At 65.4% G+C, this 20,288-nt stretch carries 23 protein-coding genes; 7 read left to right on the top strand and 16 right to left on the bottom strand.

What is annotated here, in order from left to right; all coding sequences use genetic code 11:
* Nucleotides 1-19: 19 nt before the first annotated feature.
* Complete coding sequence (locus tag FHS74_RS00405; RefSeq protein ID WP_184796395.1) at nt 20-745, top strand: HAD family hydrolase; 726 nt, start codon at nt 20-22, stop codon at nt 743-745.
* Nucleotides 746-776: 31 nt separating this feature from the next.
* Here FHS74_RS00405 and FHS74_RS00400 read toward each other — a convergent pair whose 3' ends face one another.
* From FHS74_RS00400 to FHS74_RS00370, 7 genes are all read right to left on the bottom strand, one after another.
* The gene (locus FHS74_RS00400; protein WP_184796393.1) at nt 777-1,043 is read right to left on the bottom strand and encodes a Txe/YoeB family addiction module toxin; all 267 of its coding nucleotides are present in this window, start codon (nt 1,041-1,043) and stop codon (nt 777-779) included.
* Nucleotides 1,043-1,303 (bottom strand): type II toxin-antitoxin system Phd/YefM family antitoxin, encoded by a 261-nt coding sequence (locus FHS74_RS00395; protein WP_184796391.1) that lies wholly within the window; start codon nt 1,301-1,303, stop codon nt 1,043-1,045. The genes FHS74_RS00400 and FHS74_RS00395 overlap by 1 nt, the downstream gene beginning before the upstream one ends.
* A gap of 103 nt (nt 1,304-1,406) precedes the next feature.
* Nucleotides 1,407-2,594: a glutamate 5-kinase gene (proB, locus tag FHS74_RS00390; protein WP_184796389.1), complete on the bottom strand. Its 1,188-nt coding sequence runs from the start codon at nt 2,592-2,594 to the stop codon at nt 1,407-1,409.
* Nucleotides 2,595-2,597: 3 nt separating this feature from the next.
* Nucleotides 2,598-3,680, bottom strand: a complete 1,083-nt coding sequence (gene obgE, locus FHS74_RS00385; RefSeq protein ID WP_184796387.1) for a GTPase ObgE — start codon at nt 3,678-3,680, stop codon at nt 2,598-2,600.
* Nucleotides 3,681-3,931: 251 nt separating this feature from the next.
* Nucleotides 3,932-4,213, bottom strand: a complete 282-nt coding sequence (rpmA, locus tag FHS74_RS00380; RefSeq protein WP_145750092.1) for a 50S ribosomal protein L27 — start codon at nt 4,211-4,213, stop codon at nt 3,932-3,934.
* Between the two features lie 38 nt (nt 4,214-4,251).
* Entirely contained in the window at nt 4,252-4,569 is a 318-nt protein-coding gene (gene rplU, locus FHS74_RS00375; protein WP_184796385.1) for a 50S ribosomal protein L21, read from the bottom strand.
* Between the two features lie 187 nt (nt 4,570-4,756).
* Nucleotides 4,757-5,539, bottom strand: a complete 783-nt coding sequence (locus FHS74_RS00370) for a class I SAM-dependent methyltransferase (RefSeq protein ID WP_184796383.1) — start codon at nt 5,537-5,539, stop codon at nt 4,757-4,759.
* 155 nt (nt 5,540-5,694) lie between these two features.
* Between FHS74_RS00370 and FHS74_RS00365 the strand changes: the two genes are divergently transcribed.
* A complete protein-coding gene (locus FHS74_RS00365) occupies nt 5,695-6,165 on the top strand; it encodes a DUF6491 family protein (RefSeq protein ID WP_184796381.1) in 471 nt (156 codons plus the stop codon).
* On the opposite strand, the gene FHS74_RS00360 is transcribed toward FHS74_RS00365, so the two are convergent.
* The 4 genes from FHS74_RS00360 to FHS74_RS00345 all read right to left on the bottom strand — a co-directional run bounded on the left by FHS74_RS00360 (nt 6,166) and on the right by FHS74_RS00345 (nt 9,700).
* Entirely contained in the window at nt 6,166-6,813 is a 648-nt protein-coding gene (locus FHS74_RS00360; RefSeq protein WP_184796379.1) for a trimeric intracellular cation channel family protein, read from the bottom strand. It lies immediately after the preceding gene.
* Between the two features lie 170 nt (nt 6,814-6,983).
* Nucleotides 6,984-8,258 (bottom strand): 3-(3-hydroxy-phenyl)propionate transporter MhpT, encoded by a 1,275-nt coding sequence (gene mhpT, locus FHS74_RS00355; protein ID WP_343066819.1) that lies wholly within the window; start codon nt 8,256-8,258, stop codon nt 6,984-6,986.
* 105 nt (nt 8,259-8,363) lie between these two features.
* Nucleotides 8,364-8,861 (bottom strand): signal peptidase II, encoded by a 498-nt coding sequence (gene lspA / locus FHS74_RS00350; protein WP_246462834.1) that lies wholly within the window; start codon nt 8,859-8,861, stop codon nt 8,364-8,366.
* Complete coding sequence (locus FHS74_RS00345; RefSeq protein ID WP_184796374.1) at nt 8,858-9,700, bottom strand: helix-turn-helix domain-containing protein; 843 nt, start codon at nt 9,698-9,700, stop codon at nt 8,858-8,860. Before FHS74_RS00345 ends, lspA begins: the two co-directional genes overlap by 4 nt.
* Before the next feature lie 142 nt (nt 9,701-9,842).
* On the opposite strand from FHS74_RS00345, the gene FHS74_RS00340 reads away from it, so the two are divergent.
* Together FHS74_RS00340 and FHS74_RS00335 are read left to right on the top strand one after the other, a co-directional pair.
* Nucleotides 9,843-10,517, top strand: a complete 675-nt coding sequence (locus FHS74_RS00340; protein WP_184796372.1) for a glutathione S-transferase family protein — start codon at nt 9,843-9,845, stop codon at nt 10,515-10,517.
* Nucleotides 10,518-10,641: 124 nt separating this feature from the next.
* Nucleotides 10,642-11,910: a M24 family metallopeptidase gene (locus FHS74_RS00335; protein ID WP_184796370.1), complete on the top strand. Its 1,269-nt coding sequence runs from the start codon at nt 10,642-10,644 to the stop codon at nt 11,908-11,910.
* A 31-nt stretch (nt 11,911-11,941) separates the two neighbouring features.
* On the opposite strand, the gene FHS74_RS00330 is transcribed toward FHS74_RS00335, so the two are convergent.
* A complete protein-coding gene (locus tag FHS74_RS00330; RefSeq protein WP_184796368.1) occupies nt 11,942-12,439 on the bottom strand; it encodes a DUF3280 domain-containing protein in 498 nt (165 codons plus the stop codon).
* A gap of 219 nt (nt 12,440-12,658) precedes the next feature.
* Here FHS74_RS00330 and FHS74_RS00325 point away from each other — a divergent pair, with 219 nt between their 5' ends.
* Both FHS74_RS00325 and FHS74_RS00320 read left to right on the top strand, forming a co-directional pair.
* On the top strand, nt 12,659-13,027 hold the full coding sequence (locus FHS74_RS00325) for a hypothetical protein (protein WP_211106019.1): 369 nt from the start codon (nt 12,659-12,661) through the stop codon (nt 13,025-13,027).
* A gap of 8 nt (nt 13,028-13,035) precedes the next feature.
* Complete coding sequence (locus FHS74_RS00320; protein WP_211106018.1) at nt 13,036-13,329, top strand: zinc ribbon domain-containing protein; 294 nt, start codon at nt 13,036-13,038, stop codon at nt 13,327-13,329.
* A gap of 73 nt (nt 13,330-13,402) precedes the next feature.
* Here FHS74_RS00320 and FHS74_RS00315 read toward each other — a convergent pair whose 3' ends face one another.
* Both FHS74_RS00315 and FHS74_RS00310 read right to left on the bottom strand, forming a co-directional pair.
* Nucleotides 13,403-14,335, bottom strand: a complete 933-nt coding sequence (locus tag FHS74_RS00315) for a S1/P1 nuclease (RefSeq protein WP_184796366.1) — start codon at nt 14,333-14,335, stop codon at nt 13,403-13,405.
* Nucleotides 14,336-14,480: 145 nt separating this feature from the next.
* Nucleotides 14,481-15,197, bottom strand: a complete 717-nt coding sequence (locus FHS74_RS00310; protein ID WP_184796364.1) for an SDR family oxidoreductase — start codon at nt 15,195-15,197, stop codon at nt 14,481-14,483.
* Nucleotides 15,198-15,331: 134 nt separating this feature from the next.
* Here FHS74_RS00310 and FHS74_RS00305 point away from each other — a divergent pair, with 134 nt between their 5' ends.
* Complete coding sequence (locus tag FHS74_RS00305; protein ID WP_184796362.1) at nt 15,332-16,300, top strand: LysR family transcriptional regulator; 969 nt, start codon at nt 15,332-15,334, stop codon at nt 16,298-16,300.
* Between the two features lie 343 nt (nt 16,301-16,643).
* Here FHS74_RS00305 and FHS74_RS00300 read toward each other — a convergent pair whose 3' ends face one another.
* The gene (locus tag FHS74_RS00300; protein WP_184796360.1) at nt 16,644-19,178 is read right to left on the bottom strand and encodes a S8 family peptidase; all 2,535 of its coding nucleotides are present in this window, start codon (nt 19,176-19,178) and stop codon (nt 16,644-16,646) included.
* Nucleotides 19,132-20,148, bottom strand: coding sequence for an AAA family ATPase (locus FHS74_RS00295; RefSeq protein WP_184796358.1), 1,017 nt, complete (start codon nt 20,146-20,148; stop codon nt 19,132-19,134). Before FHS74_RS00295 ends, FHS74_RS00300 begins: the two co-directional genes overlap by 47 nt.
* Nucleotides 20,149-20,288 lie beyond the last annotated feature (140 nt).

Raw genomic sequence — 20,288 nt, 5'->3', positions numbered from 1 at the left:
CTCTGGAGTTTCCACGACCATGCCTGGCACCGGTTCGCCCGCCTCCTTGCCACCCCGGGTGATCGCTTTGGACGGCGACGACACGCTCTGGCACAACGAGGTCATGTTCTCGACCTCGTACGCCGAGTTCCGCGACCTGCTGCTGCGGCACAGCGACCTGGACCAGGCCAGCATCGACACCCGCCTGCTGGCCATCGAGCGGCGCAACCTGGTCACCTACGGCTACGGCATCAAGGGCTTCACCCTGTCGATGATCGAAACGGCGCTGGAACTGACGGAGGGCCGCATCCCCGGTATCGCCATCGAGACCCTGGTGCAACGCGGCCGCGCCATGCTGGCCCACCCCGTGGAACTGATCGACGGTGCGGTGGAGGTGATCGAAACCCTGCGGGAGCGCGACCACGAGGTGTGGCTGATCACCAAGGGCGACCTGTTCGACCAGGAAAGCAAGATCGCCCGCTCCGGCCTGGCCGACCTGTTCCACCGCATCGAGATCGTGTCGGAAAAGGACAATGGCACCTATCGCCGTCTGCTGGACCGCGCCGGCGTGCACCCCACGGAATTCGCCATGGCCGGCAACTCGCTGAAGTCCGACGTCCTGCCGGTGGTGGCCTTGGGCGGCCGGGGCTTCCACGTGCCCTACCACACCACCTGGGCCCACGAAATGGTGTCCGGCCCGATTCCCCACCCCTATATCGAGCTTGCATCCTTACGTGAATTGCCGAGCGCGTTAGGGTCCAGGTAAGGAATCGACTCGGGATGCGGGATGGTCGGGATCAATAGTGCAGCCGGCACTGGGCGATCTGGACCTCCTGCTCCTCCCCTTTGCCACGCACCCGATAGACCAGGCGATGTTCCTGGGTGATACGGCGGGACCACCAGCCGGCAAGGTCACCTTTCAGCGCCTCGGGCTGGCCCACGCCCCGGAAGGGATCACGGCGGATATCCTTGATCAGGCCATTGATCTTGCGCAGCACGTCCATGTCCTGGGACTGCCAATACAGGTAGTCGTCCCAGGCTTGCGCCGTGAACCTCAGTTGCATCAGCGAAGGTCGTCAGGCACGTCCGCCGTGACGAACTCACCGGCGTCGGCGGCGGCGATGGAGGCCAACAGGCGCTCGGCATTCCGGGGGCTGCGCAGCAGGTGCAGCGTCTCCATCATGCCGTTGAACTCATCCTCGGCGATGACAACCACCGACCGGCCGCCCTGCCGCGTCACCACCAGCGGCGCCCGGCTGTCGCAGGCCGCGTCCAGGTGCGCCTTCATGTTCTGGCGGAACTCAGTGAAGCTGACGTGGGACATGAGGAAGACCCTTTCACAAGTCCATGTACATATATCTGTACAGGATGACGGTTACAAGGTCCCCTGGGTAATTATTGCCAATCCTGTTGACGAGGGGCTGTCCTCACCCCAGCGCCAGGTCGTCCCGGTGGATCATCTCGTCGCGGCCGCGCCAGCCCAGGTTGGTTTCGATCTCGGCGCTGCGGCGGCCCTGGATGCGGCGGGCGTCGTCCGCGGAATAGGCGACCAGGCCGCGAGCGATGACGCGGCCGGCCTGGGTGCGCACGGCCACCAGGTCGCCGCGCTGGAAATCGCCCTCGACCTCGCGCACGCCGGCGGGCAGCAGGCTGCCCCCGCGCGCCAGCGCCTGGGCGGCGCCATCGTCCACCACCAGCACGCCGGCGGGCTTCAGCGAGCCGGCGATCCAGCGCTTGCGCGCCGTCTGCGGCCCAGCAGAGGGCAAGAACCAGGTGCAGAGCGCCCCGCCCTGGTCGGCCGCGCGTTCCAGCGCCGCCAGCGGGCTGGCGCGCTTGCCCGACACGATGGCCATGCGGCAGCCGGCGGCGACGGCGATGCGGGCGGCGGCGATCTTGGTCACCATGCCGCCGCTGCTGTAGCCGGCGGGCGGCTCCCCCGCCATGGCCTCGATCTCCGCCGTCACCTCGGTCACCACGGGCAGATGGCGGGCATCGGGGTCTTTGCGCGGGTCGGCAGTGTAGAGGCCGTCGATGTCGGACATGAGGATCAGGGTGTCGGCGCTGATCATCTGCGCCACACGGGCCGCCAGCCGGTCATTGTCGCCGAAGCGGATCTCGGCGGTGGCCACGGTGTCGTTCTCGTTGATCACGGGAACGGCGCCCAGCTTCAGCAGGGTCTCGATGGTGGCGCGGCCGTTCAGGTGGCGGCGGCGGTCCTCGGTATCGTCCAGGGTCAGCAGCACCTGGGCCACGGTGATGTCGTGGCGGGCCAGCGTTTCCTGATAGGCGTGGGCCAGGCGGATCTGGCCGGTGGCGGCGGCGGCCTGCTTTTCCTCAAGCTTCAGCGGGCGGCCCACCAGGCCCAGATGTTCCCGCCCCACGGCGACCGCGCCGGAGGAGACGATGACCACGTCCACACCCCGGCGGCGCAAGGCGGCCACGTCGTCGCAGACGCTGTCCAGCCAGTCGCGGCGGATTTGGTGCGTCTCGCCATCCACCAGCAGGGCGGAGCCGATCTTGACGATCAGGCGCTTGGCTTGGCTCAGCGGCGGGACATCAAGTAACGCCGCCGCACCGGTTGGGGAAACATCCGTGCGGGCGGCGGCGTCGGTCATTTTCTAACGTGTCCCTTTATCGGCCTGGGAGATGTCATCCAGGGGATTGTACCGCGCCTTGTATGCCTTGCTGCGCGATTCCTCGCCATCCGCCAGACGCGCAGCCTTGATCTGCTCCAAAAGCGCATACAGCACGTCGGGCACATGCTCGCCGGTGGCGCCGGACAGCACCATCACCGGTTTCTTGGCGGAGCGGCGCAGCTTCAGCTTCTTTTCCGCCAGCTCTTCCTCGGTCAGGGCATCGACCTTGTTCAGGGCCACGATCTCCGGCTTTTCCGCCAGACCGCCGCCATAGGCGCGCAGCTCGCGGCGGATGGTGCGGTAGGCCTTCTGCACATCCTCCTGCGTGCCGTCCACCAGGTGCAGCAGCACGCGGGTGCGTTCCACATGACCCAGGAAGCGGTCGCCCAGGCCGTGGCCCTCATGCGCACCCTCGATCAGGCCGGGGATGTCGGCCACCACGAACTCCTCCTCACCCGCCCGCACCACGCCCAGGTTGGGCACCAGGGTGGTGAAGGGGTAGTCGGCGATCTTGGGCCGGGCGCGGGAGACGGCGGCCAGGAAGGTGGACTTGCCGGCGTTGGGCAGACCGACCAGGCCGACGTCGGCGATCAGCTTCAGCCGCAGCCACACCCAGCGTTCCTCCCCCGGCCAGCCGGGACCGGCCTTGGTGGGCGCGCGGTTGGTGGAGGTCTTGTAATGGGCGTTGCCGAAGCCGCCGTCGCCGCCCTTCAGCAGCACGATGCGCTGGCCCACCTCCATCATGTCGGCCAGCACCGTCTCCTGGTCCTCGTCCAGGACCTGGGTTCCGACGGGGACCTTCAGCACCATCTGTTCGCCGGCGGCGCCGGAGCGGTCGCGGCCCATGCCGTGGCCGCCGCGCTGGGCCTTGAAGTGCTGCTTGTAGCGATAGTCGATCAGCGTGTTGAGGCCGTCCACCGCCTCGATCACGATGTCGCCACCACGCCCGCCGTTGCCGCCGTCCGGCCCGCCGAACTCAATGAACTTCTCCCGGCGGAAGCCGACGCAGCCGGGGCCGCCGTCACCGCTTTTCAGGTAGATCTTGCACTGGTCCAGGAACTTCATGATGGGCGGGCCTTTTAAAACGGTCTTCGATCCTAAGGGATCAAAGACCCCTCAATCGCCGGGCGCCGGCATCCGCCGGCTTAGCTTCCTCGCTGCGCCCTTCGGTGCTCGCTCCGGCGGACGCGGTCGCGTCCTAGGAAAAGGGAGCGATGGCGGCCGAAGCGTCGGGCGACGCGCGGCAAATGCAAATCGGGGGGACGGTCACCCGTCCCCCCGATCAGACTCGAAACACCTGATGCCGAAGCGGCAGGTTACTCGGCGGCGACGGCCACCGGCTCCTGAGCCAGCTCCACGGACACGTAGGTGCGGCCCTGACGGCCGGTGTGGAACTTCACGGCGCCATCGGCGACCGCGAAAATGGTGTGGTCCTTGCCCAGGCCGACATTGGCGCCCGGGTGGAACTTCGTGCCGCGCTGGCGGACGATGATGTTGCCGGAAACGACGGCTTCACCGCCGAAGGCCTTCACGCCCAGACGACGACCGGCGCTGTCACGACCGTTGCGGGAGCTACCGCCTGCCTTTTTATGTGCCATCTCGAAAACTCCTTAAATCGAGGGGGGCGGGCTGCCGATTAGGCGCCGGCCTGGATGTCGGTGATGCGCAGGATCGTCAGGTCCTGACGATGGCCATTCTTGCGGCGGTAGTTCTGCCGGCGCTTCTTCTTGAAGATGATGATGTGCGGCGCATGAGCCTGGGCCACCACGGTGGCCGTCACGGCGGCGCCAGCCACCAGCGGGGTGCCGACGGTGGTGCTGCCGGCATCGCTGACCAGCAGGACTTCGTCCAGCTTCAGGGAGGCGCCGGCTTCACCCGCCAGCTTCTCGACCTTAATGACGTCGCCGGCCGCGACCTTGTACTGCTTACCGCCGGTGCGGATGACTGCGAACATTCTAGCCCACCACTGATCTGGCCGGGGCTGGCCGTGATGGCCAGCGCCCACGCAAAACGGAACGACGGGACCTAGCACAGGACCCGTTTCTAAGAGAGCGCGCACTATACAGGCGACCTGGGCCCTGTCAAGCACCCCCAATACGAGTCCGCGCGAAATCGGCGCGCCCGGCACCGTTGCGGGAATCTCAGGGCTTGGGCTCGGGCTCCACCAGGCGGGGCAGCATCCGCCGCTCCGCCGCCAGGCCGGAGAAGGCCGGCTGGGCCACGGAGGGCGCCATGCGGCGGCGCGGCTCCAGCACCCGGGTGGAGGTGGTGGCGTAGATCTGCTTGCTGGCTTCCACGATCTGGATGCCGGCGAAGGCCTTGAACCAGCGCGCGCCCAGGTTTTCCACCGCCCCAGCCGACGCCATGAAGAAGCGCGAGGTGACGGGCGGCATGAACAGGGCCGACGTCTCCCGCTCCGGCACGAACAGGTTGGCGCGCAGCACGCGGCGCAATTGCCCGCTGGAGAAGGGGGAGCCGTGGCCGAAGGGCGTGCGGTCGGTGCGGGCCCAGATGCCGCGGCGGTTGGGCACGATGGCGATCAGCCGGCCGCCGCCGGCCAGCACGCGCCAAATCTCCTGCATCATGGGCTTCAGGTGTTCGGTGAACTCCAGCCCATGGACCAGCAGCACGCGGTCGACCGACATGTTGGGGAAAGGCAGTTCCGATTCTTCGCCCAGCGTCACCAGGCCCGGCCCCTCGGGCGGCCAGAACACCACACCCTGCCCCGCCGGCATGACCGCCGCCACCCGTTCGGCCTCATTGAGGAAGGGGCGCAGGAAGGGGGTGGCGTAGCCGATGCCCAGCACGCGCTGGCCGGTGACGTCGGGCCACAGCTCACGCAGGCGGCGGCGCACCAGCCGCCGGACCACCTGGCCCAGGCTGCTCTCGTAGAACTCTCTGAGGTCGACGACATCGTTATACATCAGCGCCATCGTACCATGGCCGGGGGGCTTCGCCTACCCGCAGGCGCCTGCGGCGTTCGGTCTCCTAAACCGCCGTGGCTTGTGGCACCGCCATGGCTTGTGGCGCCGCGAATCGGGGCCTACCCTCAGGACAACCGCCGTGGGAGACCCCAGCCATGTCACGCACCGCTCATTACCCGATCCTTATCGCCACCTTGGCCACCGGCCTGCTGGCCGGTTGCGCCGCCGACCCGTCCCCCAGTCAGCCCGGCTCTCCACCACAGACGGCGAAGGCCGAACCGGCGGACCGGGGCCTGATGTGCATCCCCGTGCGCGGCATGCGCAACACCACGGTCATCGATGACCGCACCATCCTGGTGGAGATGCAGGACCGCACCAAGTTCACCCGCATCGACCTGGCCAACCGCTGCATCGGCCTGGGCACCTACGGCTTCGGCTACGTCTCGCACAATGACGAGCTATGCCGCACCGATCCGCTGACCCTGGTGGGCCTGCCGGTACCGCCCGTCTGCCTGATCGACAGCATGATCCCCATCGACAAGGCGGCGGCCGATGCCCTGAAGGCCCAGAGGGACGCCAAGAAGCGCGGGGACGCCGCCCCGGCCGCCCAAGGTGCTGTGGATTAGTTACCCCGTCACGCCCACCGCGGTGGGCAGCGCCCAGTGGCGCCAGACGCTGATCATGCGCAGGGCGAAGCAGGCGCCGCCGCCGGCCAGCGCGGCGTAGCGCGGCTGGATGCCCAGGCGGATGGCGCCCGTCATGACGGTGGCCCCCAGCAGGGCGGCGGTGGCGTAGACGTCAACCCGCAGGATGGCCGGCACCTGGGCCAGCAGGATGTCGCGCAACGTGCCGCCGCCCACGCCGGTGATGGTGCCCATCAACACGGCGCTGAAAGGCGGGATGTGGCGGTTCAGCGCCTTTTCCGTGCCGGCCACGGCGAACAGGGACAAGCCGGCCGCGTCCAGCGTGGTCATCACGCCCATGGGCACCTGGTCCATGGGATTCTGGCCCACCATGACCTGGACGGCGAAGGTGGCCCCACCGGCGGCGAAGGCCATGGCGGGATAGCGCCAGTCGCGCAGGGCCGTGGGCGGCCCCGCCCCGATCAGCACGTCGCGCAACACGCCACCGCCCAGCGCCGTGGCGAAGGACAGCACCAGCACGCCGAAGAGGTCCAGTCCGCCTTTCAGCGCGGCCATCGCCCCCTCCACCGCGAACAGCACGGTGCCGGCCATGTCGGCCACGGCCAGCACCATATCCGTCTTCCTACCCATCGCCCTCTCGCCCCGGCGCCATCCTCGCCTAAGCAGGTTCCTCCGGATCGGGCCACACATGGCCCGGCCTGGAGTAACCTGCCGACTCTATGGTTCAGCAGATTTCCGAGCCCGCCCATGGGGGGGCTCGGAAAGTCTGCTTAGCGATACACGCGCCTGGTGACGGAAGGCTAGAGAGCACCGCCCCGTCGTATCTGCCGGCGGACCAGCAAGACGGCCAGCAGGCCGCCCACCGCGACCAGCGGCAGGATGCTGAACAGCACCTGGGCCGCCGACTGCCCGGCCCCCACCAGGACACCGCCCAGCAGGGGCCCGACGACGGAACCCAGGCGACCGGCGGCCACCGCCCCCCCAACGCCGGTGCCGCGCATGGACGTGGGATAGCACAGGGGTGCCGCGGCATAGAGCGTCGCCTGGGTGGTGATGATGGTCGCGCCGATACCGGCCCCCACGGCCAGTGCTACCGTCAGATCGGCGGGCATGACGCTGAGCAGCACCAGGAAGACCGCCAGGCCCACGAACACGGTGACCGTGTAGGACAGCCGCCGGGGACCATCCAGGAAGGGCCCGGTGACGGCGCCGATGAAGGCGCCGGCCAGGTTCAGCACCCCCTGGACCAGGGCCGCGTCCGGCTTGCTGAAGCCCCGTCCGATCATCAGCGTGGGCAGCCAGTTGAGCAGCAGGTACAGCACCAGCAGGGTGGCGAAAAAGGCGATCCACAACAGGAGCGTCTCCGCCGCCCGACCGCCGCCGAACAGCACGGTGGGGATGCCCGGCCGGGCGCTGGCCACCGCCGCCTCCGCCGGCGCCTTGAACTGCCGCGAATCGGGCAAAGCCCAGATCAACAGCGGCAGCACCAGCAACGGTGCGGCACCGGCGCCATAGAAGATCACGCGCCAACTGTCCGGCCCGCCCGCCACGCCGCCAAAGTAGGCCACGGCGCTGACCACCGCCCCGCCCAGGGGCATGCCGCAATACATCAGGGACACCGAGCCGCTGCCCCGGCCGGGCGGGCTGTTCTCCGCCGCCAGGGCCACCAGGTTGGGCAGGGTGCCCCCCAATCCCAGGCCGGTGAACAGGCGCATCAGGAACAGCGTCTCCGCCCCCTGGGACAGGGCCGTGCCCACGGTGAACAGGCCGAACAGCGCGACCGAGATCACCAGCACCACCTTGCGCCCGAAGCGGTCGGCCAGCCGGCCGCCCACCAGGGCGCCCATGAACAGGCCCATGGTGCCGGCGCTGAAAAACCAGCTCAATTCCTGCGGGGTCAGTTTCAGGGCCGGCGCCAGCTTGGGCGCCGCCACGCCAGCGGCCTGCAGGTCCAACCCTTCCAGGATGGCCACCAGCAGGCACAACAGCGTGGTGCGGTTGATCAGGCCGACGGGCCTGGACGCCGCCGTCGCCGCCCCAGACGATACGCCAGCCGCCGTGTCAGGATTGAACACGTTTCCTCTCCCACTTGTTCTTATCGGCGCCCGCCGCCGGGTGGGCACCGTCGGCATAAAGTGCGCCGATGAACAGTGGATGTCCAGGACAGTTGCTTCTTATAACTATTGATGGCGACGCTTGCCCGCGACCAGCCCCCCTAGGCAGAACAGCGCCACCCCCACCATCAGGCCGACATCGGCCACGTTGAAGATGCCGGTGCGCAGGGAGCCCAGACCGACGTTCAGGAAATCGAACACCACGCCGTCTTGCGCCAGGCGATCCACCAAATTGCCCAGGCCCCCGCCCAGGAAACTGCCGGCGCCCACCAGTTCCCAGCGGCCGAGCGACCGGGCGCGCAGGCTCCACACCAGCAGCGCCACCAGCACGGCGGCCACGCCCACGGTGAAGACCAGGCCGCGGGCATGGTCGTCCAGCCCGGCGCCCAGGCTGAGGAAGGCGCCGGGGTTGTAGACCGGCGTCACCACCACAGCACCATTCAGCGCCACCAGGTCAACCCCGGGGGTCAGGGCCTGCTTCAGCCAGGCCTTGCTCGCCTGGTCGGCGATGAGCCAGGCCAGGGCCGCCGGGACCAGCCAGCGCAGACGGTCCATCGTGCTCATTCCTTGTTCTTTCCGGTGATGGCCAAGTCCTCTCCGGCGACGGCGCAGGCCTCGCGATAGCGGGACGGCGACTGGCCGATGACCCGTTTGAAATCCTGGGTGAAGTGGGCATGATCGAAGTAGCCCAGATCCTGGGCCAGGGTGGTCAGGTCCACGGCCTGGCCCTGACCCAATTGGTAGGCCGCCTCATGCAGGCGGGCGCGGCGGATGACCCATTTGGGCGCCATGCCGACCAGGTCGGCGAACAGGCGCTGCAGGGCGCGGACGCCCAGGCCGCACCGGGACACCAAATCGTCCACGCGCAGGATGTCGCGGTCGGTCTCGATCATCGCCACCAGGCGGTTGACCTCCCCGGCCATGGCCGGCGCTTCCTTCATGGCGTCGCGCAGCAGGGGCTCGGCCACGGCCACCATGCCGGCATCGCCCTCCGCCGACAGCACCGCGTCCTCCGCCCCGTCCCCCGCCGCGCCGAACACCGGCGCCAGCGGCAAGGACCGGTCCACCAGGGTGGTCAGCGGCGCCCCCAGCAGCGCGCGGAATCCCGCCGGTCGGAAACGGATGCCCAGCACGCGCCCCGCCCCCGTCAGTTCGTAGGCGAAAATGCCGTGCATGGGGCCGAAGATGGCGGTACGGCCCCGATCGAACACCAGGTTCACGGCGGGATAGGGCAGCGTGCGCTGGACATAGGGTGGCTGCCCCGTCAGATCCCAGGCCACCACCCAGTAATGTTCCACCACCGGCGCCAAATCCGCCGCCGGCAGGTAGCGGCCCAGGCGGAAGCGCTGGGCCGCGGCACCAGGCACCAGCACGCCCTTGGGCGCCGCCGTCACCGGGCGCATGCGGGGGCCCAGCGGGCCGTCGCGATCAGGCCGTCGCGTTTTTCCAAGCGGGGCGCGCGGCCACAGCCTATCGTTGCCATTGACCGGACCGACAGTCGCCGCCGGCCCCCCCTTTGGCCCCCCATCCCCGTCGAGAACCGCCATGAAACTCTATTCCCTCGCCCTGTCGCCCTTCGCCGCGCGCGCCCGCGCCGCCATCCATGCCAAGGGCCTGGCCGTCGACATCCTACCCCCGCCGGAGGACTGGCGCACCTCCGCCGCTTTCCGCGCGCTGAACCCCATGGTGCGCGTGCCCGTGCTGGTGCTGGACGATGGCCGCGCCATCCCGGAATCGGGCGTGATCGTGGAGTATCTGGAGGACGCCTTCCCCGAGACGCCACTGCGCCCCGCCGATCCGGTGGACCATGCCCGCGTCCGCCTGCTGACCGCCGTGGCCGACCAGTATGTGATGCGCGAGACCTTCCCCCTGTTCGGCCTGTTCGACACCAAGACACCGGATGAGGACGCCATCCAGGCGCAGTTGGCCAAGCTGGACTCGGGCCTCGCCCACCTGGAGGGCCTGCTGGCCCAGGACACGGGGCGCGGCGCCTTCGCCTTCGGCGGACGGGTCAGCACCGCCGACGTCTGGCTGACCCCGGTGCGCTACACGCTGGAAGGCCTGATGCGCTTCTCCGGCCGCGCCCACCTGCTGGACCGCCACCCATCCGTGGCCGGCTATGCCCAGGGCCTGCGGGAAAGCCCGGCCCTGGCCCGGGTGTGGGACGAGATGGAGGAGGGCCTGCGCGCCTTCCTGACCCAGCGCGCGGCCAGCGCATAAATTATCCAAATCACCCCGACTGACGGGGAAAGGCGCGGAAAGGCGGCGGGCCTTGTGGTAGGAGGGATGGCAGCGCGCCGGCCGGGAACAAGGCCGGCCTTGAACCTCCGGGAAAGCTTCAGCCATGGTTTCGCGCCGCCTTTTCCTCACCGCCGCCGTGGCCGCCCCCGTGGCCGCCACCGCCGCCTCGGCCCTGCCCCTGAGCGCCAGCGCCACCTCCCCCGCCGGCGACCTGGCGGCCCTCCGGTCCCTGACCACGGGCGCCAAGCCCATCACGGTGGAGGAGCGCCGGGCCCGCATCGCCAAGCTGCAGGATCTGATGGGCCGCCAGGGCATCGGCGCCTTCCTGGTCGAATCGGGCAGCAGCCTGGACTATTTCACCGGCATCCGCTGGCACCGCTCGGAACGCACCACCGCCGCCGTGATCCCCGCCAAGGGCGAGGTGGTGGTGGTCACCCCGGCGTTCGAGGAACCGTCGGTGCGCGAGACGTTGCAGGTCGGCGGTGACGTCCGGCCGTGGGACGAGCATGAAAGCCCCTTCCAGCGCCTGGCGCAGGCGCTGAAGGATGGCGGCGTGGCCAAGGGCAAGGTCGCGGTGGAGCCCACCACCCGCTTCTTCATCATCGACGGCATCCGCCAGTTGACCCAGGATTACGATCTGGTGTCCGGCGATGGCCTGGTGCGGGCCTGCCGCATGCACAAGTCGCCGGCGGAGCTGGCCCTGATGCAACTGGCCAACGAGGTCACCCTGGCGGCCCTGCGCTACGCCCACGCGCATGTGCAACCGGGGATGCGGGCCGCCGACATCGGCGCGCTGGTGGACAGCGCCACCGCCGCCCTGGGCGGCAGGCCCGACTTCTCCCTGGTGCTGCTGAACGAGGCCAGCGCCTACCCGCACGGCTCCCTGCTGCCGGAGGTGGTGAAGGAGGGGTCAACCGTGCTGCTGGACTGCGGCTGCGGCGTCCATGGCTATCAGTCCGACATCTCCCGGACCTGGGTCTTCGGCACCCCCAGCGCCAAGCAGCGCAAGGTGTGGCAGACGGTGAAGCGCGGGCAGGAGATCGCCCTGGAAACGGCCAAGCCGGGCATCCCGGTGGGCGATATCGATCGGGCCGTGCGCCGCCATTACGAGGCGGAAGGCTGGGGCCCCGGCTATCATCTGCCGGGCCTGTCCCACCGCACCGGCCACGGCATCGGCCTGGACGGGCACGAATCCCCCTACCTGGTCCTGAGCGACACCACCCCGCTGGAAGCCGGCATGTGCTTCTCCGACGAGCCCGGGCTGTACATCCCTGGCGAGTTCGGCATCCGGCTGGAGGATTGCTGGCACATGACGGACACGGGGCCGACGCTGTTCACGCCGCTGGCCGCGTCCATCGACCAGCCGGTGTGAAGACGCGCTGGTGTCAGGCCGCTTGAGGGCGTTATCGAACCTCTTCGTCAAACACATGTTCCTCCAGCAGGAACTTCAGGCCCCGGTCCCAGGACTCGTCCGTGTTGCCGCGGATGTCGACACTGCCACCCTTCAGCACCCTCCCGGTAGCGACGTCGCGGATGCTGACATTCAGGTTCAGGATCAAATTGCTGACCTTCTGCACCCAGGCGATGACGGCCACCGTGGCCCCCGCCTGGGTCGCCGTCTCCAGGGCGCAGGGCGGGCAGTCGCGCGGCACCGGCTGGGCGGCCAGCTTGGCCGCCCAGGGGCGCATATCCACCAGCCGGTAGCGCCCTGATTTCACCAACGCCGCCCGCAGCGCCCCACCCAGCCGCGCCACCCGCGCCGCCTCCTCCGGCGTCGTCTCCGCCAACGAGCTGTTGACGAGCTGCACGTCGAACACGGCGGTGGGCGGCGGCCCCTCCGCCCGCAATGGCGCCGCCGTCAGCGTCATCGCCAGGACCATCCAGCACCAGACCTTGCCCATGCGGCACCTCCGTTGTTGACCGCAGCATGGCGCGGATGGAAGCGGAACGCAGGATGGCCTTTGGATGCAGACGGATTTGGACAGGAACGTGTACTGGCGACACCTTCAATCCCAGAACGCATTTCTCGAGGCTGAAAGGACACGCAAAGCGGGAATTTTTCTTGACGCTTTGTTCGCACAATGTTCTCATTTCGTCTGGTCAATATCGGACGGGGCTTCATGTTCGCCGGCATGGGCCAGGAAGCCGAACGGGGAAAGCCGATGACAAATAAGAAAAGGGCCATTCTCGGTGGCATGGCGGCCGCCTTGGCGGTCGTCGCCATCTTGTGCACACAGATAACGATCTTCGTAATCCAGCCCATCGGGTCAATCCCTGATGGGAAGACTTTGGTGATCTCCCGGCTGAACAAGATGGAGTTCATCGACAGCGCGGACGCCATGTGCGACCGCATCCAAGATGGTGTCAGCATTTTATGCCGGGGCATGCTGCTGGGCACCGTCGCCAAGAACGCGACCATCTATCTTCGCCTGCCCTACAGCAAATGGCTGTACAGCGTTTCCACCGGTGGCAAAGAATTCGATAGGTAGTAAATCAAATGCTGACGATCTTGATGCTGAGCGCCCTTTTGGGCATCCTCCCCGCCTTCATCGCGCACAATAAAGGCCGGTCGTTTTTTCTTTGGTGGATATACGGTGCCGCGATCTTCATTGTCGCACTCATCCATGCGCTGCTGATCTCACCGGACAAGGCGGAGGTGGAGAAGCGACAGGTGGAAAGCGGCCTGAAGAAATGCCCGCACTGCGCCGAGATGATCCAGGCGGACGCGAATGTCTGCCGGTATTGCGGGCGCGACCAGCAAGCCGGAGCCCGGGACGCCCAGCCCGCTTGAGCGGGGCTGGCCGTCTGATCCCAGGCACACCGATGGTGACACAAGGTTCCCGTCGATGTGCCGAGGGCAATCACTAGCGCCCATCGAGCGCCTGGTTGACCACCCATGCCAGCCGCACGCCGGCCATCTCCAGCCGCATGCGGACCAGCGGCCAGGTGGTGGTCTCATAGCCCTGGGCCAAGCCGATCACCCCATCCGATTCCGGGGCCGGCAACTGGCCGTAGGTCACGTCGCGGGCCAAGCCGTGGCTTTCCTCGCCCCAGGCCAGCACCGCCTGGTCCAGCCCTTTCAGGCCGGTCTTGGCGGGCCCCTTGGGCAGCCACGCCTTGCCGTCATAGGCGGTGATGTTTGGTTCCAGGATCGCGGCGGCCGCCTTGGCCTTGGCCAGGTCGATGGAATAGTCCTTGTTCACCGCCAGGCCCAGCTCGCGGTCGACGATGGAGCCGTCCCAGACGGAGTGCAGGTTCAGGTGGCCGTTACGGTCGTCGCCGAAGTAGCGGACCTTGACGTCGTTGCCGCCCTTGTCGTGGTCGCGCTCGGCCGCGTGGAGCGGCTGGTGCAGGTCGCCCACCAGATGGACCACCCACTTCAGGGCGGCCAGGCGGGCCTCCGGCGCCGCCTTGACGTCCGCCATCAGGCGGACCTGTTCCGGCAGCCGGGCGATGACGCAATTGTCGCCGGCGCAGTCGCGCGCCGCGTCATAAGCGGGCGCCTGCGTCGGCACGTCGACATAATGCCAGAGCAGCGTGTCCGGCAGGCCGCCCTTGTCCGCCGGCAGATGGCCGACCGTGTCCGGCCAGCTGGCCACCTCATCCAGGGTATGGTGCCCCTCCAGCGACAGCAGCCGGTCCACGGCGGCCTTGGCCTTGGGCGTCAGGCGGTCCTGGGCGATATCGCCGACGATGGCGTGCCCGTTCGGCCCCCAGGCGAGCGCCGGTCCGGCGGTCAGCGCCAGGACGGTGGTGGAAAGGAGGGCGGCGACGGCGGTGCGGCGAAAGGCGGTCATGCGGGTTCCCGTTTGGCTGAAGGCGGCCAAGGTAACCGGCGGACGTTGCGCTGTCATGTCATGACGCCGCCGCACCCTGCGGGCGCCAAGGCGCGGTCACCGCCTGGGAGCGGTGGCTGGTAAGAGGCGACCCAACCCGCGCCGCTCACCACGGAACGGCGCGGCCCTCGCGATCCAGATATTGGAGACCGGGCTTGCCCCGTTGCGCGAGAAGCATGGTCACGATCTGGGGCACGGTCTCTTCCATGCTGAACGGCGCGTCGGGGCCGCCCAGTTCCGTCCGGATCCAGCCGGGCGCCACGAGAACCAGGGCGCGCCGGCCGCCCGCCTGCCGGGCGGCATAGCTTCGCATATATTGGTTCAGCGCGGCCTTGCTGCCACGATAGACCTCGCGGCCGCCCTTGGTGTTGTTGCCGATGCTGCCTTGCCCCGAGGACATGACCCCGATCATACCGGTCGGGGACACGAGAGCCTGCAGGCCCTCGATCACACGCATCGGGCTCAAGGCGTTGGTGACCATGACATGGATGAACTCCTCTGTGGCCACCTCCGCGATGGTTTCGTCCGGATTGGCATTGGCCGTGCCCGCGTTCACGAAAAGGATATCGATGCCGCGGCCCGCCAGACGCGCCCGCAGAGGGCCGATCTGCTCGGGTTGGTTGACGTCGAGCTGCTCGATCCCGACGCGGCCGGGATGGGCGTCCGCCAGATCGTGCAACGCGGTGCGATGCGCGCCGCGCACTGTTCCGATGACCGTCCAGCCCCTGTTCAGAAACTCCGCCGCCATGGCATGGCCGAGGCCGCGCGACGCGCCGATGAGCAGGATCGTGCCTGCCGCGTCCTGTGACACGCTTGAGATCATGGGTGATGCCTTTCAACTGCCGCTGTCCGCCGCGACTATGATTTCCGGGGAAGGCAGGCGCCAGACGCAGGGAAAGCAAGGTATTGTTGCATCAAACGGTATGTCCGGCCGACCGGCCGATGTAGTGTTCGGCCATGGACGCTCCCGATCTGAATTTGCTGCCCGCCCTTGACGCGCTGCTGGCCGAAGGTAGCGTGACGGGCGCGGCGCGGCGGCTCGGTCTGAGTTCGTCCGCCATGAGCCGGACCCTCGCGCGACTGCGGGCCGCGATTGGCGACCCGCTGCTGGTGCGCGCCGGTTCCAGGCTGGTTCCGACGCCGTACGCCATCGCGTTGCGTGACCGGGTGCACACGCTGGCCCGCGAAGTGCGGGACGTCCTCAGCCCGCAGGACAGTCCCTTGGACCTGGCGACGCTCGATCGGACTTTCACCATCCGCGCCAATGAAGGCTTCGTCGGCTTGTTCTCCGCCCCCCTGGTGGCCGCCGTCCTCGCGGCGGCGCCGCGCGTGCGCCTGCGCTTCGCCCCCAAGCCCGCCAAGGACGCCGGGCCGCTCCGGGATGGCGCGGTCGACCTCGACATCGGCGTGCTCGGCGCCTTCGCGCCGGAGGTGCGTACCCATTTGCTTTTCCGGGACAGGTTCGTCGGTGTCGTGCGGACAGGACATCCGCTGTTGTCCGCGCCCGTGACCCCGCCGCGCTACGCCGCCGCCCGGCACGTCGTGGTCTCCCGCAAGGGCGGCTTCAAGGGCCCCGTTGACGAGGCGTTGGCAATGCTGGGCCTCCAGCGCGAAATCGTCGCCGTCGTGCCGGGCTTTCCGGACGCCCTGCGGATCGCGCGGCAATCCGATCTGGTCGCGCTGGTCCCGCGATCCTGCGTCGGCGACGCTTCGTTCCCACACGATCTGCTCAGCTTCGAGCTTCCAGTCGCGACACCGGAAATCGCCGTCTCGGCCATGTGGCACCCTCGCCTGGACGCCGACCTCGCGCACCGGTGGCTGCGCGACACCGTCATGGCGGTGTGCCGCGCGGCGACGCGTGATCTTCGGGAGCGACCCGGCTGGCCTGGTATGGCAAGTCAGGCATCTTCAGCGGGCGAGGGGTAGGGAACTGGGCGGCTTCCGGCCGCGGTCGCTTCAAATGGAAATGGCGGAGAGGGTGGGAGAAGTTCCCATTTTCCGTCATCCCCCGGAAACCCTAGGGTTTGCGCGCTGGCGTTGTCCGGAACCGGGTGGGTTCTGTACCAAAATTCTGTACCACGAGATAGGCCGGGGAGTGCAATCAATTGCAATGCCTTGCCTGACCCAAGACAGCGAGAACCGTGTGATCAAATCTTTGTGGCCAACAAACGGCCAACTCAGCGGAACTCGCCAAATTTCAAAACATAAATGATGGCATTCGCCCCGACATGCACATGGAATATTCTGTATTCCTATTATTAAACACAACCTATCCCGGAACCCTCACAGTAATACGCGGCTTAATATTTATATTCGCACGCACCTCGTTATAAACCTGTACCGCTCCGGGCATTTCAATTGTAACAGCAAGCCCAAATGGGATCGCTTCATCGATGGGCGTCCCTTGATCCTTTTCTCGCTGAATTTGAATTGGGACAGTAGAACCAGTGGGAGCATTGCCAATCCGAGCGTCACGCCACCGGCGGTGAATGATTGTCCCACTCTCAGATTGGCTATTTGTAGGTTGGCTGCTTGTCGTATTAACTCCTGCCGTCTGGCGAGAATTTTGCTCAAGAGAGTCAATCTTTAATTTTACAGCCCTGTAAGCTAAGTGGCCTGGCCGAATGGGTGTAAACCAAGCCAACGTCGCGCGTATCTCTCGAGCATCCGCGCTAGCTGCTAACGTAGCAGGTACTGGTATATCGAAGGTCAGTGACCCTTGGCCGGGAAGAGTGCCCGTGGCCCACATCGTGGCACGATCAGCAGTACATGCAATGGCGTCATCAGGGTCAACGAAGCCATATCCTAGATAGCGACAAACCTCCCGACGCCAAGTCTCATGGTGGATGGTCTCAGCTGGGTCAATAATGGACCTGATAAACTGTTCCGTGTCCCGCCATGAAGCGCTATGTACCAACAGTGCCTTAAGCAATACCGCACGCTCCGTTAGAGGCATGGGCGCTATTAGCTGCGGATAAGCGTTTTCCAACGCATCGAAAATGCGGTGAGCCGTATGCGTCGCCAGTGCCGTAGCCGCGCTGGTCCCCATCGTAAAGTGCGTGCCCACAACCCCCTCAACCGGAGGTGCAGCAACTCTCATCCCCCAATATCTACTTGGCAAAGGATGTGACCTAAGAATGAGTGATGGTGTAGCTACAGGGTCAAATCTCACAGGTTGGCGGCCGCCAGCGAATAAAGCCTCTGGCTTTGTTGCGCGCCGCAGGCCAGAACCCAGCCGCGACGACACGTTTGGCATTTCGTGATCCGCATACGGCGAAAATGGTGAAGTTCCAGGGAAAGTCTCCTGGCAAGCATCTCGATGCCAAGACCCTATCGTCAGCGCATTCACACTGTCAGCAGGTGCCAGAAGCCGACGTTCCGCCTTTACAGCATTCAGCGCCCTAAATACCGCACCGGCCCTTTCAAAGGAATTTGCTTCATGGAACGCTGATTGATCTGCATAATCCACAATAGTTAAACTATCACCCGCATTTCCGGCACTGACCAGGAACAATATTCCATATCTAAAAGCCAGATAGTCAATTGCACGAGCCCACGTAGATATTTTTCCAGAGAATGGCTTTGTTTTATCTCCAAGAGATAAATTAACCACCACAACCTGCGCCCCAACATTCGAGCGCATGCGTAAAACCGCTTCCACGATTACATCAATTATTAGTCTATCATTGTCAAAAATCTCATCGCCGAAAGCCGGCGCATACATTACTGGATAAAAATAGACCCGACGGCTTATAGGAGAAGACGGGCTATTTAAGTCCCCATGCACCGCAAGGGAAGCCATAGCCGTCCCATGGATACGCTGACCCACTGCTCGGGCCTCAAGATCGGTTGGGTCATCCAGCAACAACCTTCCAGTAAGGAGAGGGTGCGCTTGCATTGGCACAGCATCGAAGACGGCAGCAATAGGCGGCGAATCTCCCGGTAAGACAGGCGCCGCACCAACATCCAAACTATCCGTAGCTGCAATATGAGTTCCCACACTTTGGGGGACGATCGCCGAAATCCGATCTGCTCCAGCCAATGAATTGCGATCGAGATTTGCAATACGCCGTATCTCCGCCGCAGGTACGTCAGCCAAAACAGCGTGATAGGCAAATGCCTGCTGACGGGATCGGCTGATGACATGTCCACCACTTTCCACCACCATTGTGGAAATTTCATTTTCTGCCAACCGAGACGCCTCAGGTCCCGGACGAAAGACAAGTTCTATTTCAATTCTAACCGGCTCATTATCCGGCGCACCATCGGTGATACTAAGAAAATACTCTCTGTTTTGTGGCGTTATCCGGTCAGCTGGTCCCCATGGCCTGACTTTGCGTAATTGCAAGAAGAGATCGCGCCAGGGCGCATAGCCCCTGGGCAAATCCTCTCCACGTTCCCACCGTTCCCAAAGCGATACAATTTGCTTTAGCGCACCAAGCTGGGGGACAAGTAGATAGAATTCCGGACTTTCATCGAGGTCATCTCCAGCAATTTCCTCTTCGCCCGCAAATTCCAATCCCATTATTTTAGAAACGGCACTCACGAAATTCTGTACGGAGCCGGTAACCTCGAAGACCAATAAGCGCTCAGGTGCTAACGAGCTAGGATCTGCGCGTAGCTGGAGCGCAGCATCTTGCCGATCCAAGACACTTCTTAATTGGCGGAAGACTGGTCCATGCGCACCAGATTGCGTAGCTGTAGAAAACTGCCGCGTTTGACTGCCGCCTCCACCTGACGGCCTCCGCGCAGTATGTTTAGGACTGTTCAGTCGAAGAAGCGGTTTTTCCAGGTCGTGGGCCATAAGTCTCTTCAGGCGCGGTTCTGGTAGACCAAAGCTCTACCTGCTCCCTTAGAATATCCCTTAATGACATATTTGCGAGAGACAGAATGTGGCGCCGCCGCACGGTCTGGCAGAACTCACGCGCCTCAGCAAAACTGATATGACCCAACTTTGTGGCCAACGCCGTTGCGCTCATACCGGCCTTCTCTGGCCATGCCTCAAGCTGACGGTCCAAAAACGCTGCGAGGACGTCACGCGATGGCTGAGGGAGAGCAAGGCGCAACTGAAACCGCCGCCAAACAGCGCGGTCCAGCAACTCCGCATGGTTTGTAGCAGCGACCGTAACTACGTAGCTTGGCAATTGGTCAATCTGCATCAGCAAGAAAGAAACGACCCTCTTAATCTCACCGGTTTCGTGGCTATCGCCCCGCTCCTTGCCGATCGCGTCGAACTCATCAAAAAACAAGACGCATGGAACTGTTCGAGCATAGTCAAAAAGGCGAGCGAGCCGCGTATTTGTTTCACCAAGAAAGGACCCAACTAGGGCGTCATAGCGGACAGTGAAAAACTGAACGGAAAGCGCCTCAGCTATTGCTTCAGCCACAGAGGTCTTACCATTACCTGGCGGCCCGGATAAAAGAACCCTGTGGCGCGGTTGCATACCATGGGCCCTTAGCAGGTCCGCCCTATGCTGTTCCTCAACCAGCTGCCGAATCTGCTGAGCAACCGGCATCGGCAAAATTAAATCTTCCAGTCGCTGACGCGGCTGCGACTCAAGGATCGTATCCTTACCAACCTGGGAAACGTGCGTCGACGAGGTCGGAGGCGTGACGGCTACCGCGTTCAGTGCCCGCTGCAATCGATCGGCTAGAATGTGATGATTCTTTGCCCTCTCATCGGCCATGAGCGCTTCGGTGGTCGATTTCAACATCTCCCTATCGCCAGTAGCTCCGGCGCGAACGAGGGAAATGAGAAGATCACTGCGGGCCATGGCTTTCCGAACTGTCGAAGGTTTTGCGCCCTTGACGGGCTCTCTTCGATTCTAACGGCAAACGATCATCGTGTCGCCAAAAATGGACGAGAGGTCCCTCAGCGCTTCGGACTATCAAGCGCGTTAGCGGAATCACTGAT

It is taken from the genome of Nitrospirillum iridis, from assembly GCF_014205765.1.
Taxonomy (GTDB): domain Bacteria; phylum Pseudomonadota; class Alphaproteobacteria; order Azospirillales; family Azospirillaceae; genus Nitrospirillum; species Nitrospirillum iridis.
The sequence above is the reverse complement of the archived record's forward strand: the minus strand, read 5'-3'. Positions and strand labels throughout refer to the sequence as shown.

Bases quoted from the DNA above. Each gene is read 5' to 3' on its own strand.
- FHS74_RS00405 (WP_184796395.1), top strand. From the start codon at position 20: ATGCCTGGCACCGGTTCGCCCGCCTCCTTGCCACCCCGGGTGATCGCT.
- FHS74_RS00400 (WP_184796393.1), bottom strand. From the start codon at position 1,043: ATGCAACTGAGGTTCACGGCGCAAGCCTGGGACGACTACCTGTATTGG.
- FHS74_RS00395 (WP_184796391.1), bottom strand. From the start codon at position 1,303: ATGTCCCACGTCAGCTTCACTGAGTTCCGCCAGAACATGAAGGCGCAC.
- proB (WP_184796389.1), bottom strand. From the start codon at position 2,594: ATGACCGACGCCGCCGCCCGCACGGATGTTTCCCCAACCGGTGCGGCG.
- obgE (WP_184796387.1), bottom strand. From the start codon at position 3,680: ATGAAGTTCCTGGACCAGTGCAAGATCTACCTGAAAAGCGGTGACGGC.
- rpmA (WP_145750092.1), bottom strand. From the start codon at position 4,213: ATGGCACATAAAAAGGCAGGCGGTAGCTCCCGCAACGGTCGTGACAGC.
- rplU (WP_184796385.1), bottom strand. From the start codon at position 4,569: ATGTTCGCAGTCATCCGCACCGGCGGTAAGCAGTACAAGGTCGCGGCC.
- FHS74_RS00370 (WP_184796383.1), bottom strand. From the start codon at position 5,539: ATGTATAACGATGTCGTCGACCTCAGAGAGTTCTACGAGAGCAGCCTG.
- FHS74_RS00365 (WP_184796381.1), top strand. From the start codon at position 5,695: ATGTCACGCACCGCTCATTACCCGATCCTTATCGCCACCTTGGCCACC.
- FHS74_RS00360 (WP_184796379.1), bottom strand. From the start codon at position 6,813: ATGGGTAGGAAGACGGATATGGTGCTGGCCGTGGCCGACATGGCCGGC.
- lspA (WP_246462834.1), bottom strand. From the start codon at position 8,861: ATGAGCACGATGGACCGTCTGCGCTGGCTGGTCCCGGCGGCCCTGGCC.
- FHS74_RS00345 (WP_184796374.1), bottom strand. From the start codon at position 9,700: ATGCGCCCGGTGACGGCGGCGCCCAAGGGCGTGCTGGTGCCTGGTGCC.
- FHS74_RS00340 (WP_184796372.1), top strand. From the start codon at position 9,843: ATGAAACTCTATTCCCTCGCCCTGTCGCCCTTCGCCGCGCGCGCCCGC.
- FHS74_RS00335 (WP_184796370.1), top strand. From the start codon at position 10,642: ATGGTTTCGCGCCGCCTTTTCCTCACCGCCGCCGTGGCCGCCCCCGTG.
- FHS74_RS00330 (WP_184796368.1), bottom strand. From the start codon at position 12,439: ATGGGCAAGGTCTGGTGCTGGATGGTCCTGGCGATGACGCTGACGGCG.
- FHS74_RS00325 (WP_211106019.1), top strand. From the start codon at position 12,659: ATGTTCGCCGGCATGGGCCAGGAAGCCGAACGGGGAAAGCCGATGACA.
- FHS74_RS00320 (WP_211106018.1), top strand. From the start codon at position 13,036: ATGCTGACGATCTTGATGCTGAGCGCCCTTTTGGGCATCCTCCCCGCC.
- FHS74_RS00315 (WP_184796366.1), bottom strand. From the start codon at position 14,335: ATGACCGCCTTTCGCCGCACCGCCGTCGCCGCCCTCCTTTCCACCACC.
- FHS74_RS00310 (WP_184796364.1), bottom strand. From the start codon at position 15,197: ATGATCTCAAGCGTGTCACAGGACGCGGCAGGCACGATCCTGCTCATC.
- FHS74_RS00305 (WP_184796362.1), top strand. From the start codon at position 15,332: ATGGACGCTCCCGATCTGAATTTGCTGCCCGCCCTTGACGCGCTGCTG.
- FHS74_RS00300 (WP_184796360.1), bottom strand. From the start codon at position 19,178: ATGGCCCACGACCTGGAAAAACCGCTTCTTCGACTGAACAGTCCTAAA.
- FHS74_RS00295 (WP_184796358.1), bottom strand. From the start codon at position 20,148: ATGGCCCGCAGTGATCTTCTCATTTCCCTCGTTCGCGCCGGAGCTACT.